Genomic DNA, 18,066 nt, shown 5'->3' with positions numbered 1-18,066 from the left:
TCGCAGATGGTGTTGAAGGCCAGGAAGTGGTCGTTGAGCTCAGCGGGACCAAAGCGCTTGAGCATCGTGCGCTCGAACAAGCGACCGATTTCTTCGGTTTCGCTCTTGAGCATGGTGGTCTGGTTCGCCACGCCGACGCGAGCGAGATCCCGGTCGGGATCAAAGCCCGGTGAGCAGGCATTGGAGAAGCGCTCCATAAACGCCTGACGTTGCTCCGCGCTGGGGTTTGCTCCACCGCTGCTGGCGAGGATGTAATCGCAGACCAGCTGCGCTTCGGCCAGATCGAGCACCACCAGGTAGGTGCCGGCAAAGGAGCTGGTGGCGAGGGTCTCCTCGTGCTTCACCTTGCCGTGAATGATCGAGGTGATGTCGTGCTTCTTGTGCTTCTCCACGGTGTTCCACACCTTGGAGACCCAGGGGCAGGTGGTGTCGACGATGTGGCAGCCCCGCTCGTTGAGCAGTTGCATCTCCTGGACGGTGGCGCCAAAGGCGGGAAGGATCACCACATCGCCACTGGCGACCTTGGAGAAGTCTTTGACTCCGTTCTCAACGTCGATGAACAGCACGTCCATCTCCCGCAGGTGATCGTTCACCGAGGGGTTGTGAATGATCTCGTTCGTGATCCAGATCCGCTCAGTCGGATAGTGCTTGCGGGTTTCGTAGGCCATGGCCACGGCCCGCTCGACCCCCCAGCAGAAACCGAAGGCTTCGGCCAACTTCACCTGAAGTCGGCCATGTTTGAGCTCGTATCCGTTTTCACGGATGCTGGCGATCAGATTGCTTTGGTAAGCCTGCTCAAGGCTGCCGGCCACCTCTTCCCCCAGACCAAAGCCGCGGCGGTTGTAGCGATCGGAGTGATGCAGCGATCGCTTAAACGCGCGGGTATCCACAGCGGCTGGCTCGAGGTCCCTAACTCTATGAGCCCTCGCTCTGGGCTTGGACGCTGGCCACCCCAAGCCAGTCGATGCTCGTTGCACTGAAGCTGTAGCGGCAGGGCAGGACTTCCACACCAGCCTCCAGGGCTTCGCGGAAGAGTTCGCCGTAGCGCGGGTCGGCTTGATCGCCGGGGGCGAAGCGCCCGAGATCGGAGCGGCTCAGGCAGGGCACCAGCACTGCTCGGGCCTCTGGGAGGACCCCCATCAGCTCCTGCAGGTGTTTCTGCCCCCGTTCCGTGACCGTGTCTGGGAAGAGCGCGAGATCGCCGTCGCACCAGGTGGTGTTTTTGACCTCGAGGTAGATCGGGCGCGGGTCCTCCGCACCCTCGGCTGGGGTGAGCAGCAGGTCAATGCGGCTGCGGCGATTGAGGCCATAGGCCACCTCCGCGCGAATGCTCTCGATCGGACCGAGCCAGGGTTCAAGGCAGCCGGTCTCGATCGTGGCGCGCACCAGTCGGTTGGGCAGGGCCGTATTGATCCCGACCCAGACCGGCTGGCCATCGGCACCGGGCACCTCGGCCTGCTCCCAGGTCCAGGCGAGCTTGCGGGTCGGTGATGGGGCGTAGCGCAGCCTGACGCGCCCGCCGACGTGCAGCACGCCGGTCATCGGTCCGGTGTTGGCGCAGTGGGCCGTGACGACCTCGCCGCTGCTCAGCTGCACATCCGCGAGAAAGCGCTTGTAGCGCTTGAGCAGGACCCCCTCATGCAGGTCCTCCAGTGCCAGGACTGGCAGGGAAGTGGCAGCTGGCATGCAGAGCGGCAAGAATCGCCCGAGTTTGGGCCCTGCGGCGCCTCGATGAGCCAAGCCAACCGCTCACTGCGGCGAATCGCCCTAATCGTGGCGGTCGCAACGGCCCTCAGCAAATTGGCTGGCCTGGTGCGCCAGCAGGCCATCGCCGCTGCCTTTGGCGTGGGGGCGGCCTACGACGCCTACAACTACGCCTATGTGCTCCCGGGCTTTCTGTTGATCCTGCTCGGAGGGATTAACGGCCCGTTCCACAGCGCCATGGTCAGCGCCCTGGCCCGTCGTCCCCGCGAAGAAGGTGCCCATGTCCTCGCCGCCATCAACACCCTGGTCGGTGCGGCGCTGATTGGCGTCACCCTGCTGTTGTTTGTGGCTGCTGATCCGCTCATCGACCTGGTGGGTCCGGGGCTGGATGCCGAGCGCCATGCGATCGCGGTGCTGGAGCTGCGCTGGATGGCGCCGATGGCGCTGTTCGCCGGCTTGATTGGGCTGGGCTTTGGCGCCCTGAACGCCGCCGATGAGTTCTGGCTGCCCTCGGTCAGTCCCCTGCTCTCCAGCGTGGCGGTGATCGCCGGCCTGGGGATTCTGTGGTTGCACCTGGGTTCCGACATTGCTCTTCCCCAGTACGCCTTCCTGGGCGGTGCGGTCTTGGCGGGAACGACCCTGCTGGGGGCCATCTTTCAGTGGTTGATTCAGCTGCCGGCCCTGGCCAAGCAGGGGCTGCACAAATTCCAGTTGGTCTGGGATTGGAAGCACCCTGGCGTTCAGGAGGTGCTTCAGGTCATGGGTCCGGCCACCCTCTCGTCGGGGATGTTGCAGATCAACGTCTTCACCGATCTCTTCTTTGCCTCAGGGATCGTCGGTGCGGCGGCGGGTTTGGGCTACGCCAACCTTCTGGTGCAGACCCCTTTGGGTCTGCTCTCCAATGCGCTGCTGGTGCCGCTGCTGCCGGTCTTTGCCCGGCTCACAGCCCCTGGGGATCGCCCGGAGCTGATCGCTCGGATTCGCCAGGGCTTGATGCTCTCGAATGCCTCGATGCTCCCGCTGGGGGCGCTGATGGTGGCCTTGGCGGGTCCGATCGTCGCTTTGGTCTACGAGCGCGGCGCCTTCAACGCTGGAGCGGCGGCCCTGGTGGGCGGTTTGCTGATGGCCTACGGCGTCGGGATGCCGGCCTACCTGGGGCGGGACGTGCTGGTGCGCGTCTTTTATGCCCTCGGCGATGGCACGACCCCGTTTCGCTTCTCGATGGCGGGGATCGCGCTGAATGCCCTGTTCGATTGGGTCCTGGTGGGTGGTCCGACGCCCTGGGGGCTGCAGCTGCCCGCGTTGAACTTCGGCGCGCCTGGGCTGGTGCTCGCCACGGTTGGCGTGAATCTGATCACCTGCTTCGGTCTGCTGTTGGCCCTGCAGCGCCGCGTTCCAGGGATGCCGCTCGCCAACTGGGCACGGGACAGCGTGCTCTTGCTGGCGGCCGCTCTGGTGGCTGGTTTGATCGCTTGGGCGACGGCCCAGGCGATTGCCTGGCCCCAGGATCTGCTCGGCTTAGTGCTGCAGTGCAGCTTCAGCGGTGGCCTGGGCCTCTTGGTTTATGGCTTGATTGCAGGCGGCGCGAAGGTGCCTGAGGCCCTAGAGATCGGCCGTCAGCTGCGGGCGCGTCTGCCCGGCCGGGGTTAGAGCTCGACGACCCGCTCCTCGCGGACTTGGATCGGCAGCTCCAGGTGGCTTTTGCCGACCATCGCTGGACCATCGACGGAGTAGATCCGGGCTTCGATGCCGAAGTCGCGAAAGGCCGTTTCCATTTCTTGGATCAAGGCTTTCTCGACCTGAGCCTCCGCATCGACGACTTTGCCGATCAAACGGCTGCCCAGACGACCGATGCGCTGACGCACCACCTCGCGAGCGTTGGTGACCTCGATGACCAGCACTGGGCCCTGGCAGGTGGGAGCAACCCTAACTGTGGTTCTCCAGCAGATCCTCCAGGTCCTGCAGTTGTCCGGCCGGGACCAGGCGGGCAAGGGGAAGCTTGCTGCTCCCGCCACCAATCGGAACTTGCACGGCTTCGAGGGACTGCCGTGCGCAGACACCGGCGCCTTGATCGAGCCTGGCGGCGCATTCAATCGCCAGGGTTTCGGCGAGGCCAGCGTCTCCGAGGTAGAGGTGCCAGCCTCCGATTTGGATGTAGAGGCGATCGGCAATCGCGAGTTGCAGGTCGCGGATCTCGCCAGGGGAGAGGGCCATGCCAGCCGAGCTCAGAGCTGCGCTCAGGATGACGCCTTCGGACGTTGCGCGGCCACGCTGATCAGGTGGGCCATCAACAGCACGGCCCAGGTGCTGGTGAGCCAGTTGAGGTGGCTCCAGGGGTGCCGCATTTCCTGGACAAACCAGAGGCCGCTGTTGAGGGCGGCAAAGACCATGCCGTGCAGCACCAGATTCACGATCCGGTTGAAGTGCCGGTAGGTGGGGTCCTCAGGGTTGGCAGGGCCATACCAACGGATCGGCATGTCTGGGCGGCTCCTCGTTGACTCCAGTCTGGTCGGTTGACGTGTGGGCCCTCGATGTGGGCAGAATGTCCAGGCAAGCGCAGGCGCTTGTAGCTCAGCGGATTAGAGCATCTGACTACGGATCAGAGGGTCGGGAGTTCGAATCTCTCCAGGCGCGCCTTCAAAGAGTCGTCCTTCGGGGCGACTTTTTTATTGGCGAGGCACCGGCCAGCGAGCAGTGCTGCGGTTTCTTACGATTCAGGTCAACCTGAGCCCTGATTTGTCATGGCGGAGTCCACCGCAGCAGCCACCAATCGCCCCTTGGCTGCCAGCGATCCCGCCATCGCTGCCCTGATTGGCAAGGAGCTGCAGCGTCAGCAGACCCACCTGGAGCTGATCGCCTCGGAGAACTTCGCCTCCCAGGCTGTGATGGAAGCCCAGGGCTCCGTTCTCACGAATAAGTACGCCGAAGGTCTGCCCTCGAAGCGCTACTACGGCGGTTGCGAGCACGTCGATGCGATCGAAGAGCTGGCGATTGAGCGGGCCAAGGAGCTCTTTGGTGCGGCCTGGGCGAATGTCCAGCCCCACAGCGGCGCTCAGGCCAACTTCGCGGTGTTCCTGGCGCTGTTGAAGCCCGGCGACACGATCATGGGGATGGACCTGAGCCATGGCGGTCACCTGACCCACGGTTCACCGGTCAACGTCAGTGGCAAGTGGTTCAACGTCGTCCAGTACGGCGTCGATGAGACCACCCAGCAGCTCAACTTCGAGTCCATTCGCAAGCTGGCGCTCGAGCACAAGCCCAAGCTGATCGTCTGCGGCTACTCCGCCTACCCCCGCACGATCGACTTCCAGGCCTTCCGAGCCATCGCCGATGAGGTCGGCGCCTACCTGCTGGCCGACATGGCCCACATCGCTGGCTTGGTGGCTGCGGGTGTTCACCCCAACCCGGTGCCCGTCTGTGATGTGGTCACCACCACCACCCACAAGACCCTGCGTGGTCCCCGCGGCGGCCTGATCCTTTGCCGTGATGCGGAGTTCGCCAAGCAGTTCGATAAAGCCGTCTTCCCCGGCAGCCAGGGCGGTCCCCTGGAACACGTGATCGCGGCCAAGGCAGTGGCCTTTGGTGAGGCCCTGCAGCCCAGCTTCAAGGCCTATGCCAAGCAGGTGGTTGCCAACGCTCAAGCCCTGGCGGCTCGCATCAAAGAGCGCGGCATTGACGTGGTGAGTGCGGGCACCGACAACCACATCGTGCTGTTGGATCTGCGGGGCATCGGCATGACCGGCAAGGTCGCCGACCTCCTCGTGAGCGATGTGCACATCACGGCGAACAAGAACACGGTTCCCTTTGATCCCCAGTCCCCCTTTGTGACGAGCGGTCTGCGGCTGGGAACCGCTGCTTGCACCACCCGCGGCTTCGATGAAGAGGCCTTCCGTGAGGTGGCCGATGTGATTGCCGATCGCCTGCTCAACCCGGAGGACGCAGCGATTGAGGAGCGTTGCCGCCAGCGCGTCGCTGCGCTGTGTGAGCGTTTCCCCCTCTACGCCCACCAGCGCGAGCTGCAGCCCGCTTGAGCGACTGGCCCCTCAGGGGGGCCTTGCCTATCGCCGAACTCCCAGGCCCTGCTTAAGCTTTGGCTGGCAGGGCCTTTTGTTTGGGCTACTGCGCACTGCATTGAGCACCGCCTTCGATGATTTCCAGCCGGCCGGATCTTGCCGCTGTTCTGGCCTTCGGAAGCGCTGCACTGCTGACCGCCTTGATCGTCCCTCTGGTGCGGCAACTCGGGCTGCGCTGGGGCCTGATTGACCAGCCTGACCCCAGAAAGCAGCACACCACGCCGATGGTGCGCCTGGGGGGTGTTGGGATCGTTTCCGGCTTTGTGCTCGGGCTGCTCTTGATCTGGCGTCTGGGTGGCTTTGTGGAGCTGCCGCCTCAGCGGGATGCCCTGATTTGGACCACCCTGGCCGGCTCCCTTTGCTACTTCGTCATTGGCCTGGCCGATGACCTGTTTGCCTTGCCCCCGTTGCCCCGCCTCGGAGGGCAGGTCGCGGTGGCGATGGCCGTCTGGAGTCAAGGCGTTCGTATTGGTGCCATCGATCTGCCCTTCGCTGGCAGTGCAGGGGTCATTCCCCTGTCTGAACCGCTGAGCCTGCTGTTCACCGTGATCTGGCTCGTGGGGATCACCAACGCCATCAACTGGCTCGATGGCTTGGATGGCCTGGCCGCCGGTGTCAGCGGCATTGCAGCGGTTGCCTTGCTTTCGGTGAGCTACAGCCTCTCGCAGCCGGCCCCTGGTCTGCTGGCCGCGGCATTGGCTGGCAGTTGCCTTGGCTTTCTGCGCCACAACTTCAATCCAGCCAAGATTTTTATGGGCGATGGCGGCTCCTATTTCTTGGGCTTTGCCTTGGCCGCCATCAGCATCATTGGCCCGGCAAAGGGTTTGACGAGCGTCAGCCTGCTGTTCCCCTTATTGATCCTGGCCCTGCCGCTGGCGGACATGTCCGCCGTGATCATGGGCCGGGTGAGCGAGGGGCACTCTCCCTTCTATCCCGATCGCCGCCACCTGCATCACCGCTTGCTCAGAGCAGGCTTCAGCCACCGCCGCACGGTGCTGCTGATCTATGCCTTTACCCAGTGGCTGGCGGCTCTGGCTTTGGTCTTTGCCGGGGCGGAACTGCGTTTCCTTTGGTTGACGTTGGCGACCGCGGTCTTGATTGCTGCGGTGACGATCTGCCGCCGCAGCTTGAGCCGCGAGCGGGCCCAGCAGGACCAGGGCGTTGACGGCTGAGGTCCTCTGCGTCGGCAGCGAATTGCTGCTGGGCAACATCACCAACGGCAATGCCCGCTGGATTGCGGAGCAATTGGCAGCCCTTGGGGTCCCCCACCAGCGCCAGATGGTGGTGGGGGATAACCGAGAGCGCTTAATGGCTGAGGTCCGCCAGGCGGCTGGGCGCTGCCGCGTCTTGATCACCACCGGGGGGCTGGGTCCCACCCCCGACGACCTCACAACGGAGGCCATCGCCGCTGCGTTTGAGACCCCCTTGGTGGAGCATCCCGAGATCTGGGCCGAGATCCAGGCGCGCCTCTCTGCTCGCGGCCGAATCTGCTCCCCGAGCAACCGCCGCCAGGCCTTTTTGCCTGAGGGTGCTGCCGTGCTGCCGAACCCCACCGGAACGGCCCCGGGAATGATCTGGAGCCCAGTTCCAGGCTTCACGGTCCTGACCTTCCCGGGGGTTCCCAGTGAGATGAAGGCGATGTGGCAGCAGACCGCGGCCCCCTGGCTGCGTCAGTCCGGCTTGGCCGCGGGGGTCTTCGCCAGCCGGATGCTGCGGTTCTGGGGGGTCTCGGAATCAGCCTTGGCAGAAGAGATGGCGGATCTGCTTGAGCAGGCCAACCCGACCGTGGCCCCCTATGCCGGTGCCGGGGAGGTCAAGTTGCGCATCACGGCCAGGGCCGAGCATCAGGCGGATGCTGAAGCCCTGCTTCTGCCCGTGGAGCGCGAGATCCGCCGCCGCACCGGGCAGAGCTGTTTTGGTGTGGATGAGCAGAGCCTGGCTGAGGTTGTTCTGCAACAGCTGCGGCTGCGGGGGCAGACGGTCGCTGTTGCCGAGAGTTGCACCGGTGGTGGATTGGGCGCGGCCTTGGCCGCTGTTCCTGGGGCGTCTGATGTGTTCCTGGGTGGGGTGATTGCCTATGCCAATGGCGTGAAGCAGGGACTGTTGGGCGTTCCGGCGGAGCTGTTGCAGGCCCACGGTGCCGTGAGTGATCCGGTCGCGCAGGCCATGGCAGAAGGGGCGCGGCGCGTAACGGGTGCCGATTGGGGGCTGGCGATCACCGGCGTGGCTGGACCCGGTGGTGGCAGCGACGAGAAACCCGTGGGCTTGGTGCATCTGGCGATCGCCGGTCCGGATGGCTGCAGCAGCGAGGGGGTGCGCTTCGGTACGAGTCGCGGGCGGACCTGGATTCAGACCCTCAGCGCCGGTGAGGCCCTCAACCGATTGAGGCTGCAGTTGGCCTGAGTAGGCTCGTCGATTCCGCTGCAGGCATCGGCGTGAGCTCCGGCACCCTCTACGACAAGGTTTGGGATCTACATCAGGTCTCCCAACTGCCGGGTGGGGCCACCCAGCTGTTTATCGGCCTGCATCTGATCCACGAGGTCACCAGTCCCCAGGCCTTTGCTGGTTTGAAGGACTTGGGCCTGACGGTGCGGCACCCCGAGCGCACGGTCGCCACGGTGGATCACATCGTTCCGACCACCTCCCAGGCGCGCCCCTTTGCCGATCCCCTGGCGGAGGAAATGTTGGCGACGCTCGAGGCCAACTGCGCCGAGCACGGCATCACCCTGCACGGCATCGGCAGCGGTCGCCAGGGGATCGTGCACGTGATTGCCCCCGAGCTGGGTTTGACCCAGCCGGGCATGACCGTGGCCTGCGGTGACTCCCACACCTCCACCCACGGGGCCTTCGGCGCGATTGCGTTTGGCATCGGCACCAGTCAGGTGCGTGATGTGCTGGCGAGCCAGAGCCTGGCGATGGGCAAGCTCAAGGTCCGCCGAATCTGGGTGGATGGTCAGCTCCAGCGTGGGGTCTACGCCAAGGACCTGGTGTTGCATGTCATCCGCACCCTGGGGGTGAAGGGTGGTGTGGGTTACGCCTACGAATTCGCCGGTCCAGCGATTGAGGCCCTCTCGATGGAGGAGCGCATGACCCTCTGCAACATGGCGATTGAGGGCGGCGCCCGTTGCGGTTACGTCAATCCCGATCAGGTCACCTTTGACTACCTCGAGGGCCGGCCTTTCGCTCCGAGCGGTGAGGCCTGGGCTGAGGCGGTGCGCTGGTGGAGTGGCTTGGCCAGCGGCAGTGACGCGGTCTTTGACGATGAAGTGCGCTTTGACGCAGCTTCGATTGCGCCGACGGTCACCTGGGGCATCACCCCGGGCCAAGGAATCGGGGTTGACGAGGCCGTGCCCACCCTGGAGCAGACCGAGCCCGATGAGCGGCCCCTGGCGGAAGAGGCCTACCGCTACATGGATTTGCAGCCTGGTGCCCCGATCGCCGGTCTGCCGGTGGATGTCTGCTTCATCGGCAGCTGCACCAATGGCCGCTTGAGCGATCTTCAGGCCGCGGCAGCGGTGGCGAAGGGACGCCACGTGGCAGAAGGGATCAAGGCCTTTGTGGTCCCCGGCAGCGAGCAGGTGGCGGCCGCCGCTGAGGCTGAAGGTCTCGACAAGGTCTTTGAAGCGGCGGGCTTTGAGTGGCGCGAGCCGGGCTGCTCGATGTGTCTGGCCATGAACCCTGATCGTTTGGAAGGCCGCCAGATCAGTGCCAGCTCCAGCAACCGCAACTTCAAGGGACGCCAGGGCTCTGCCAGTGGCCGCACCCTGCTGATGAGCCCAGCGATGGTGGCCGCGGCAGCGATTCATGGCCGCGTCAGTGATGTGCGCGCGTTGCTCAACGCCTGATTGCTCGCGTTTTTCTTCTCAACCGATGGCTAGCTCCACTTCGTTCCCCTCCGGTTCAATCGGCCGCGTCTCTGGCACCAGCGTTGTGGTGCGCGGCGATGACATCGACACCGACCGGATCATTCCGGCCCGTTTCCTCAAGTGCGTCACCTTTGATGCCCTCGGGCCCGCGGCCTTCGCGGATGACCGCGCTGAGTTGGCCGGTGCCCATCCCTTTGATCGCCCGGAGCATCAAGAGGCCTCCGTGCTGCTGGTGAACCGCAATTTCGGCTGTGGCTCCAGCCGCGAGCATGCCCCGCAGGCCCTGATGCGCTGGGGTATTCGGGCCGTGGTCGGCGAGAGCTTCGCTGAGATCTTCTACGGGAACTGCCTGGCGCTGGGGATCCCCTGTCTCTCAGCCGACCACGACACCATGCTGGCCATCCAGGCCGTCGCTGAAGCCGATGCAACGGCCTCTTTCGTGGTGGATGTTGAGTCCTTGACGCTCTCGTGCGGCGACCAGCAGTGGGCCTTGACCTTGGCGGCGGGTCCCAAGCAGATGCTGCTGAGCGGCCAGTGGGATGCCACGGGCCAGTTGCTGGCCAATGACGACGCACTCAAGGCCACGGCCCAGCGCCTTCCCTATCTGCGTCAGTTCCAAGCCGCCTGATCCGTGGCGGACAGTTGCTCCACTGTCTATGAATGAGATAGCGGCGTAGGGGCCATGGCGAGCAGCTGGCTTGGGGGCGGATCGACAGCCCTGGTGCTCGCTTTGATCGGCTGCCCTGGCGCCGGGCAATCCGCTCCCCTGACCGTTGAGCCGTTTCCAGGGGAACCGGCGCTGGTTGCGCCCGCTTGGTCGGACTGCCGAGGCTGTGATCTACGTGGCGCAGACCTGAGTGGATTGATGCTGAACGGCATCGATCTGCGCGAAGCGGATCTGCGCGGGGCGGACCTCAGGGGCAGCAACTTGGAGGGAGCTGACCTCAGTGGAGCCAACTTGGAGGGTGCACGGCTGCAGGAGACCCGGCTGAGCAATGCGGATCTATCGAGAGCCAACTTGAGCAGCGCCGATTTGAGCGGAGCTGTGATGATTCAGGCCCTGACCCCTGGGCTGAGGCTCGATCAGGCCATCCTCGTCGGTGTTGATTTCACCGGCAGCCAGGTGATGGTCGGCGGTGAACTGCTGGATGGACCCAGCCCGTTGCCGGCGTTACCGCCTCAATAGAGGCCCTGGCGTTGTTTGGTGAAATCGGTCGGGGTATACGGCACGAATGGCAGACCAGTCCCGCGGTAGTTGAAGTCGTTCAGCTTCACGCGGACGCCACCGACCTGCTCGTAGGGGCTGTAGTAGATGGCGAATTCGTAGCCGCGGCGCTGCCAGATCAGCTCAGCGAAGGATCCGGTGATGTCGCCGTAGTAGCCCGAATTGCCATCGACGTTGAAGCCGATACCACCGCTGAAGAGCAATGGACCAAAGAGCTGTTGCTTCCAGCCGAAGGCCAGGGTGGCGAGGTCGACATTGCGATCAAAGCTGAAGGGGCTTTGTCCTTGCTGGAGGCTGCCGCCGCCTGAGATGGAGATCTCGGTGAAGTCGAAGAAGTTTTTCTCAAGCCGGCCCAAGGTGAGCGTCGGACCGCCGGTCAGGGTGATGGTGTTTTGGCTTGTTCCGTCGCCGTAGTAGTCGAGCCGGACGTTGGTGTTGGTGTTGAGCCGGAGTCCGGGCTCGATCGGACGGGGAGTGTTTTGGGTGGTTCTGGGGTTGTCCCGATCCCCCGCTTTGCCTCGCCAGAGCTGCAAGCTGCTGTTCACAGCCCCATAGAAACTGCCCCGGGTGCTGTCGATCAGGTTGGAGGTCTCGAATTCGGTGCCTTGGAAGTTGCCGAAGGCTGCGCGCCAGTAATAGTTGTGGTTGATCTTGCCCCAGGGCTTCAGGTCGCCTTGGCGCTCAATCGAAGCGCCCAGTGCTGAGTAGACATCCTGTTGACCGAGCGATCCGTTGTAGGTCTTGTAGCGATAGGCCCCAAAGAGGCGGGTGGTGTAGGTGCCGCCTGGGACAAAGCCAATTTTGGGGATAAAGATCTGCCGTGAGAAATCGCCCCAGCTGCGGGTGCCGTTGGCCATGTTTTGGGGATTCAGCGTCGGCAGGCTGACGGTGAAGTCGCTGGTGGAGTAGCCAAAGACAGAACCTTCGAGCTTGATCAGGGCACCGAATAGGTCGCCGATCTGAGCGGGTTGGGAGCCGTTGGGTCCGCCGATTGGATCGCCAGGGAGCACAAAGCTATTGACCTGCCCGTTCAGGGCCCGCGCCACCATGAACTGTGGCTGCACTTTGAGCTTCAGGGGTTGCTCTTCAACACGGACACCGTTGGGTTTGGTGAAGGAGCGACCTTTGATCAGTTCAATTTCTTTGAGGTTGTAGCCGAAGTAGATGCCGCTGCGATCCACGCCGTCATCCGCAATGACCCAAGGGTTGTCGGCGGGTTGATCCTTTTCGAGGACGATGTTCTTCCGCATCGGAATCGGAAGACGGTTTTCAAGAATCAAGCGACTGCGCTTGGCGCTGATCTTGGTGCGTTCATCGCTTTCTTGAACAGCGACGACGTTCTCGAGGTCGATCCAGGATTGGGCCGGCGTGAACGGGTCGTTGCTGAAGGCGGCGCGATTTGCGGTCCATCCCTCCGGCGTGATCCAGATGCGGGCCGCCTGAAAGCGCCAGCGACTGATGAAGCCTTCGATCAGTTTCTGATCGCCATTGGGATTCATCAACTGACTCGGTTTCACGGTGCCGAAGTCGTCTTCTTCCTGGGCTCGGCTGATGAACTGTGTTCCTGCGCGCCGCTCCACTTTCAAGCTGCGGACGTAATAGAGGTCGCTCACGCGCTGATCGACTGTGGCTTCGATCGCCTTGTGCCGTTCCGCCTCGAGTTCCGCGGCTGGGACAGTCGAAAGGGCCGGAGGTGCAGGGGGTTGGCTGGCACTGGTGGCCTGGGAGGGCTTGGCCTCAGCCACGGCGTTCAGCTGATCGGCCAGGGGCTTCATCTCCTCTTCGGCCTCTGGGCTTGGTGCGCCAGGACAGCCGGCCGCCGGAGGCATCAGCGGCGCAATCCGCGGCGGCTGGGATTGGCCATAGCGGTAGCGAACGCCGACGAGGTAGGCGTTACTGCCTTCGCTCACGCCGCCGTAGGTGCCGTAGGCACCAGAGCGGTGGTGCAGGCGACCGACCACGGACCACTGGGGTTTGACCAGGGCCTCGACTTCAAAGCCCAAGTAATTGAGGAAGGTCTGATAGTTCTCGCGGAAGGTCTGCTCGTAGAGGCTGTTGCTTGTGAGCAGGCTCACGCCTTCGAAGAAACCGAGGCTCAGCCAGGGCTGCAGCCATGCCCGTAGGCCCAGGGCCGCTGTGAATTCGCCAAAGGTTTGGGGGGGGAGCGGAGCAAAGGGTTCGCTGTTGTTGAACTCGCCACCGGGCTGCCAGCTGGTCTTGTGCAGCAGGGCGTTGGAGTCAAACTCCAGGGCTAGCGGCCCAGCGTCGACCAAACGTTTGTTGAAGTTCAGGCCCCAGACGTTTTCCGGGCGCCAGCGCCCGTTGAAGGTGAAGGAATCGCCGAAGTTGGCATCGATTGCTTGTCCGTAACCCCAGGCCGTGACGGCAAGGGGATAGGGATGCCAATCCGGAACGGGCGGGATCAGTGGCGCGCAGGCCATCGACTGAGCCGCAGGAGCAACAGCAATCGGTGGAACGCGCCACTCCGCGAGGTCCGGGCGCTCCGGTAGACCCAGGAGTTGTTCGGGGCTGGTGACTCCGTTGAGGGCTAACCCCGGCAGCAGTGATTCGCCGGATCTTTCGAGCGGCGATTGAGTCAGCGCCAGCTCAGCCGTGCTGGCTTGGTTGCTCCAGTCGGCACTGACCAGAATCTCTCCGCGGGGGCCTTTGCGAATCAGCTCTGGCGTTGCCGTTCCAAACGTCGCTTTCTCGTAAGGGCTGGAGGTTGGCCAGTAGCTCAGCGAGGGCAGAGCGACGGAGGGGTAGGCCTTGAGATCGAAGTCGACCTCACTGGTGTCGAAATCAAGGACGCCGTAGACCGCATCGGCATCGCCGCTGTTCTCGATCAGGCTGTAGCGCAGGCTGTTGGCCTGGAAGTACTGCTCACCGCGCTGGAAGCGAACGCGCCCGCTCAGCAGCAGGGTGCGCGTTGCGGTCTCGTATTCCAGCCGATCCGCCAGAACCCTGCCCCCGGCCAGGTCAATCTGGACATCGCCTCGCGCGACGAAACGGTTAATGCGTTGATCAAAGCCCTGCTCGTTGGCGAGCAGCTTGATCACCACAGGTGGGGACTGATCAGCGCTGGCCTTGGTGAGCACTGAAACAGGGGTGACCGCTGCCGGCTCTGCCGCCCAGGCAGCACCCAAGGGGACCAGGCTCGTGGCGGCAATGGAACATGCAGAAACCCCTTGGATCAGTCTCTTCCGGAGCTGAGTCACCAAGGGGTCGCGTAAGGCCGCGATCTTGCCACGGCCAACTGGTCAAAAAGGGCGAGGTGGTGCCGGTTGCTCAGCCCACCTCAGCCAGCCTGAGGATCACTCCTCCAGGTCTTTGCGGCTGGGCGTACGGCTGGGATCGCTGGCCAGAAAGCCGAAAACGAAGATCCCGATAAAGAAGAAAACGACCGAGTAAACCGAGATCTTGAGGGCAAGCATGGGTCTGTCCGGCGGGTGACAGGGAGTGACAAGCGCCAAATGGGCCCTGAACGAGCCGGCGGCAGCCGCATCATCCTATGGGTCGTGAACGCGTTGACCGATGTCAGAGGGGCCAGAGGGCGCTGTTCGCTCCTGGATTGAAACGTTTCAGGCACAAACCCGTTGGGACCTGCTGCCGCTCTGGAGCGTGCAGGCGCCTGACGGAGACAGCGTTTTGGCCCTGGATGACCCCTGGGGTGCATGCCACCGCCCCGACTGGCATCAACGTGGATTGCTGAGCTGGCCGCGCGGCGGGCGATGGATCAGCCTGCGCCTGCAGCTGGTCTGCCCTGAGTCCTGGCAAGTGGCTCAGCGCGGTGATCGGCGTGCCCGTCTGGCCCTCTGTTGGTGGGCCGATGCCGTGGAGCTCTGGGCCGATGGGGCCTTGGTGCACCAGGGCGACCTGTTCGACAGCGCCTGCCGCTGGGCCCTGCCGTCCCCTTGGTGGGAAGGCCAGCCATTGCAGCTGGAGCTGCGGCTGCGCTCCCCGCTGCATGACGACGGGGCCTTGATTCACAGCCGGCTCGAGCAGGAGCCGACGGATCCCGCTGACCCTGCTGGGGTGCTGGCGGCCGAAGCTCTGTCTCTGGGCGCCTCGCGTCTCTCTGGGGATGCCTTGGCTGCGTTGCAGCCAGAGCTCGAGAAGGGAGCCCTTCCCAACCTGTTGGCGCGGATGGCCCAGGCTCGCCCCCCGGGCGGTTTCCATCTCTTGGGCCACGCCCATTTGGATTTGGCCTGGCTCTGGCCGGTGGCGGACACCTGGCAGGCGGCGATTCGCACCTTCGATTCGGCCCTGACGTTGATGGAGCGTTTTCCCGAGCTCCACTTCGCCCACTCCACCCCGGCGCTCTACGCCTGGATGGAGCAGCACCGTCCGGCGCTCTTTGCCCGGCTGCAACTGGCCGCGTCACAGGGTCGTTTTGAGCCGGTCAATGGCCCCTGGGTAGAAACCGATTGCGTCTTGGTTGGGGTCCCCTCGTTGCTGCGGCAGTTTGAGGAGGGGCAGGCCTACAGCCGCAGCCGCTTCCCCCAGTGGACGCACGAGCTCTGTTGGTTGCCCGACAGTTTTGGCTTCGCAGCTGGGCTTCCTGCCATCGCCCAGCTGAGCGGAGTGCGTTGGTTCTGCACCCACAAGTTGGCCTGGAACAGCAGCAACCCTTTCCCCCATCGCCTGTTTCGCTGGCGCAGCGCCGATGGCTCGGAGCTGTTGGCCCTGGCGACGGCTCCCATCGGTACGGGCGGCGATCCCCAGGGGATGGAGACCTACCGCCAGCAGTGGCAGGCGGCGACGGGTGTGGATCAGGCCCTATGGCTCCCGGGGGTTGGCGACCACGGCGGTGGCCCAACCGCCGAGATGCTGGAGCAGCTGGCCCTCTGGCAGCAGCAGCCCGTGGCCTGCCCCCAGCAGCACGGAACCCTGCGCAGTTATCTCGAGGGACTGGAGCCCCTGGCGAGCCGATTGCCGGTCTGGCGAGACGAGCTCTATCTCGAACTGCACCGCGGCTGTGCAACCACCCGCCCGGATCAAAAGCGCCATAACCGCACCCTCGAGCGCTTGCTTCGGGAGCTCGATTGGGTGCAGGCCCTGCTGCACCTCCGCGGCAGCGAGCAGCCCGGTGCGGACTGGCGAACGCTGCTGTTTCAGCAGTTCCACGACATCCTTCCGGGCACCTCAATTCCTGAGGTGTTTGAGCAGGCGGAACCGCAGTGGCGCCAAGCGCGGCGCCTGGCCGCCCGTCAGCGCGACCACGGGCTGCAGGCCCTGCTCCCCGCGCGCGGCGGAGCTGAACCTTGGTGGCTGGTGCAACTCCAGCCCCAGCCTGCGGAGCGGGTCACCCTGCGCCTGCCCGCTGGCGCCTGGTGCATCGAGGGGGCCCCGGAGCAGCTCCCCAGTCAGGGGCGTCCAGCCGGTGGGACATGGGTTCAGCTCCCCTTGGACTCGGCTGTTCAGGCGGTTCCTCTTGAGCGCGCGGATGGGCTGCCGCGGGCCTCGGCAGCAATCACAGCCCCGGTTGTGTGCGAGGCGAGCGCTGGGCACTGGCGCTTGGACAACGGCTTGGTGCGGGTCGAGATCGGGGCGGACGGCGTTCAGCAGCTCTGGGGAGCCGATGGTGTGCCCCAGCTCTCGGGCCCTTTGCAATGGCGCCGTTGGAGCGATCAGGGCGAGTTTTGGGATGCCTGGGACATTGCGGCGGACTACCGCGAGCAGCCGCTGCCTTTGACTTGGCAGGGAGCACCGGAACTGGTGGAGCAGGGACCGCTCTGTTGCCGCTTTGTCGTCCGCGGCCGCTGCGGCCAAAGCACGCTTCGACTCGACATTCAGCTGCGGGCCGCCTCGCCGTATCTGGAGCTGGCTTTGACGGTCGATTGGCGCCAGCGCCATGAGCTGTTGCGGCTGGAATTGCCCTTGGCGCAGGTTGCTCAGCGCTATGCCGCGGATACCTCTGCGGGGGTGCTTGAGCGGCCGGCCCAGCCCCTGACGGCTAGGGAGCAGGCGCGCTGGGAAGTGACGGCCATCAGTTGGCTGGCCAGTCAGGCGAAGGCTGGAGCGGGTGGTCTGGCGGTGCTGCTGGATGGGCCCCAGGGCGTCTCCGCCACCCCCGATCAGCTGGGGGTCTCCTTGCTTAGAGCACCCACCTGGCCTGACCCCTCGGCCGATAACGGACACCAACGGCTTCGGCTCGCGTTGGTCCCTTGTGCAGCCGGGTGGGCGTCGGCCGGGGTGCCTCGTTTGGCGCAGCGTTTTCGAGAACCGCTATGGATTCGCCCGGCCCAAAAGGCGGCCCAGCAGGCGGAGGTCTTCGCTCCGATCGACTTGATGGAGGGCATGGGTCCAGCCAATCCCCAGATCCGCGTGCTCAGCTGCAGGCCCGGCTCAACCCCAGGGCAGCTGGCGCTGAGGCTGCAGAACCTCAGCCCTCAGCGACAGAGCTGGACGCTGGGCTCGCCACGGCGTTGGCGCCGGGGGAATGCTGAGACCTGGCAGAGCGGAGCTCTTGTGCTCAAGCCCTGGCAGGTCGTCGCGTTAGAGCTGGTTTAGTCGTCGTGGTCGTCAAAGGGGTCGCTGAGCTGCTTCGACGGAGGACCAAAGGCGGTGTAGATCCCGAAGCCGGTGAGGCCCAGCAGCACAGCCAAGACGGCCAGTGCCACAGACATGGCTGGGGAGGTGGTTTCCATCACAACTCTCGACGGGGCCAGCCGCTCAGGCGGCCAGGCCCCTTACAGTAACGAGACCTACTCCTTGCCAGAGAGCACAGCCCGACATGGCTCAACGCACCCGCCTGGGAGATCTGCTTCGCCCCCTGAACTCCGAGTACGGCAAGGTTGTGCCCGGCTGGGGCACGACCCCCGTGATGGGCGTGTTCATGGCCCTGTTCCTGGTGTTCCTGCTGGTGATCCTCCAGCTGTACAACAAGTCCCTGATCCTCGACGGCATCACCGTCAACTGGAACGGCATCGGCTGATCCGATGAACGTGTTTGGGATCGGATTGCCTGAGATGGCGGTGATTGCCGCCGTGGGTCTCTTGGTGTTCGGTCCCAAGCGCTTACCCGAATTGGGTCGCACCCTTGGAAAAACCCTGAAGGGTTTTCAGTCCGCCTCGAAGGAATTCGAGCAGGAGTTCCGAAAGGCGGTCGACACGGTGGAAGCGGAAGTCACCCAGGCTTCTGCTGAGCCCCAGCCTCAACTCAAGGCCGACGACGAGCAAGCGGCCGGTTGAAGGAC

At 64.4% G+C, this 18,066-nt stretch carries 18 protein-coding genes and 1 tRNA gene; 11 read left to right on the top strand and 8 right to left on the bottom strand.

The window, feature by feature from the left end; genetic code table 11:
- Both QZ189_RS03165 and sfsA read right to left on the bottom strand, forming a co-directional pair.
- Window positions 1–890, bottom strand: an 890-nt coding sequence (locus QZ189_RS03165; protein WP_296420902.1) for a 4-hydroxy-3-methylbut-2-enyl diphosphate reductase, incomplete at its 3' end; no start/stop codon positions are given.
- Window positions 891–915: 25 nt separating this feature from the next.
- Entirely contained in the window at window positions 916–1,686 is a 771-nt protein-coding gene (sfsA, locus tag QZ189_RS03160) for a DNA/RNA nuclease SfsA (protein ID WP_296420900.1), read from the bottom strand.
- 45 nt (window positions 1,687–1,731) lie between these two features.
- On the opposite strand from sfsA, the gene murJ reads away from it, so the two are divergent.
- Window positions 1,732–3,354, top strand: coding sequence for a murein biosynthesis integral membrane protein MurJ (gene murJ / locus QZ189_RS03155; RefSeq protein ID WP_296420899.1), 1,623 nt, complete (start codon window positions 1,732–1,734; stop codon window positions 3,352–3,354).
- On the opposite strand, the gene QZ189_RS03150 is transcribed toward murJ, so the two are convergent.
- The 3 genes from QZ189_RS03150 to QZ189_RS03140 are packed head-to-tail and all read right to left on the bottom strand — an operon-like array spanning window position 3,351 to window position 4,181.
- On the bottom strand, window positions 3,351–3,605 hold the full coding sequence (locus QZ189_RS03150; RefSeq protein ID WP_010314477.1) for a hypothetical protein: 255 nt from the start codon (window positions 3,603–3,605) through the stop codon (window positions 3,351–3,353). The genes murJ and QZ189_RS03150 overlap by 4 nt on opposite strands.
- Window positions 3,606–3,630: 25 nt before the next feature.
- Window positions 3,631–3,918, bottom strand: a complete 288-nt coding sequence (locus QZ189_RS03145) for a DUF3181 family protein (RefSeq protein ID WP_010314479.1) — start codon at window positions 3,916–3,918, stop codon at window positions 3,631–3,633.
- 23 nt (window positions 3,919–3,941) lie between these two features.
- Complete coding sequence (locus QZ189_RS03140; RefSeq protein ID WP_010314480.1) at window positions 3,942–4,181, bottom strand: hypothetical protein; 240 nt, start codon at window positions 4,179–4,181, stop codon at window positions 3,942–3,944.
- Window positions 4,182–4,264: 83 nt separating this feature from the next.
- Between QZ189_RS03140 and QZ189_RS03135 the strand changes: the two genes are divergently transcribed.
- The 7 genes from QZ189_RS03135 (at window position 4,265) to QZ189_RS03105 (ending at window position 10,829) form a co-directional block, all read left to right on the top strand.
- Window positions 4,265–4,338 (top strand) — tRNA-Arg (locus QZ189_RS03135).
- Between the two features lie 107 nt (window positions 4,339–4,445).
- Window positions 4,446–5,735 carry a serine hydroxymethyltransferase gene (glyA, locus tag QZ189_RS03130; RefSeq protein ID WP_247476331.1) on the top strand — a complete coding sequence of 430 codons (1,290 nt, stop codon included), beginning with the start codon at window positions 4,446–4,448 and terminating at the stop codon, window positions 5,733–5,735.
- A 116-nt stretch (window positions 5,736–5,851) separates the two neighbouring features.
- Window positions 5,852–6,949: an MraY family glycosyltransferase gene (locus tag QZ189_RS03125; protein WP_296416384.1), complete on the top strand. Its 1,098-nt coding sequence runs from the start codon at window positions 5,852–5,854 to the stop codon at window positions 6,947–6,949.
- On the top strand, window positions 6,939–8,180 hold the full coding sequence (locus QZ189_RS03120; protein ID WP_296420896.1) for a competence/damage-inducible protein A: 1,242 nt from the start codon (window positions 6,939–6,941) through the stop codon (window positions 8,178–8,180). Before QZ189_RS03125 ends, QZ189_RS03120 begins: the two co-directional genes overlap by 11 nt.
- Before the next feature lie 32 nt (window positions 8,181–8,212).
- On the top strand, window positions 8,213–9,622 hold the full coding sequence (gene leuC / locus QZ189_RS03115) for a 3-isopropylmalate dehydratase large subunit (protein WP_296420894.1): 1,410 nt from the start codon (window positions 8,213–8,215) through the stop codon (window positions 9,620–9,622).
- 25 nt (window positions 9,623–9,647) lie between these two features.
- On the top strand, window positions 9,648–10,271 hold the full coding sequence (leuD, locus tag QZ189_RS03110) for a 3-isopropylmalate dehydratase small subunit (protein ID WP_296420891.1): 624 nt from the start codon (window positions 9,648–9,650) through the stop codon (window positions 10,269–10,271).
- A 54-nt stretch (window positions 10,272–10,325) separates the two neighbouring features.
- The gene (locus QZ189_RS03105; RefSeq protein WP_296420889.1) at window positions 10,326–10,829 is read left to right on the top strand and encodes a pentapeptide repeat-containing protein; all 504 of its coding nucleotides are present in this window, start codon (window positions 10,326–10,328) and stop codon (window positions 10,827–10,829) included.
- On the opposite strand, the gene QZ189_RS03100 is transcribed toward QZ189_RS03105, so the two are convergent.
- Together QZ189_RS03100 and QZ189_RS03095 are read right to left on the bottom strand one after the other, a co-directional pair.
- The gene (locus QZ189_RS03100; protein WP_296420887.1) at window positions 10,823–14,086 is read right to left on the bottom strand and encodes a DUF3769 domain-containing protein; all 3,264 of its coding nucleotides are present in this window, start codon (window positions 14,084–14,086) and stop codon (window positions 10,823–10,825) included. The genes QZ189_RS03105 and QZ189_RS03100 overlap by 7 nt on opposite strands.
- Window positions 14,087–14,182: 96 nt before the next feature.
- Window positions 14,183–14,302: a photosystem II reaction center protein I gene (locus QZ189_RS03095; RefSeq protein ID WP_010312075.1), complete on the bottom strand. Its 120-nt coding sequence runs from the start codon at window positions 14,300–14,302 to the stop codon at window positions 14,183–14,185.
- A 100-nt stretch (window positions 14,303–14,402) separates the two neighbouring features.
- Here QZ189_RS03095 and QZ189_RS03090 point away from each other — a divergent pair, with 100 nt between their 5' ends.
- Window positions 14,403–17,381, top strand: coding sequence for a glycoside hydrolase family 38 C-terminal domain-containing protein (locus QZ189_RS03090; RefSeq protein ID WP_296420885.1), 2,979 nt, complete (start codon window positions 14,403–14,405; stop codon window positions 17,379–17,381).
- On the opposite strand, the gene psbN is transcribed toward QZ189_RS03090, so the two are convergent.
- Window positions 17,378–17,518: a photosystem II reaction center protein PsbN gene (psbN, locus tag QZ189_RS03085; RefSeq protein WP_010314488.1), complete on the bottom strand. Its 141-nt coding sequence runs from the start codon at window positions 17,516–17,518 to the stop codon at window positions 17,378–17,380. The genes QZ189_RS03090 and psbN overlap by 4 nt on opposite strands.
- Before the next feature lie 86 nt (window positions 17,519–17,604).
- Here psbN and psbH point away from each other — a divergent pair, with 86 nt between their 5' ends.
- Together psbH and QZ189_RS03075 are read left to right on the top strand one after the other, a co-directional pair.
- Window positions 17,605–17,805 carry a photosystem II reaction center protein PsbH gene (psbH, locus tag QZ189_RS03080; protein ID WP_010314489.1) on the top strand — a complete coding sequence of 67 codons (201 nt, stop codon included), beginning with the start codon at window positions 17,605–17,607 and terminating at the stop codon, window positions 17,803–17,805.
- Between the two features lie 4 nt (window positions 17,806–17,809).
- Entirely contained in the window at window positions 17,810–18,061 is a 252-nt protein-coding gene (locus tag QZ189_RS03075; RefSeq protein ID WP_296418256.1) for a TatA/E family twin arginine-targeting protein translocase, read from the top strand.
- The last annotated feature ends 5 nt before the right edge of the window (window positions 18,062–18,066 follow it).

The sequence above is a fragment of the Vulcanococcus sp. CPBay_Sum15L08_68 genome (assembly GCF_017855895.1).
GTDB lineage: Bacteria > Cyanobacteriota > Cyanobacteriia > PCC-6307 > Cyanobiaceae > Vulcanococcus.
Note: the sequence above shows the minus strand (reverse complement) of the source record. Positions and strands in the feature narration are given on the sequence as shown.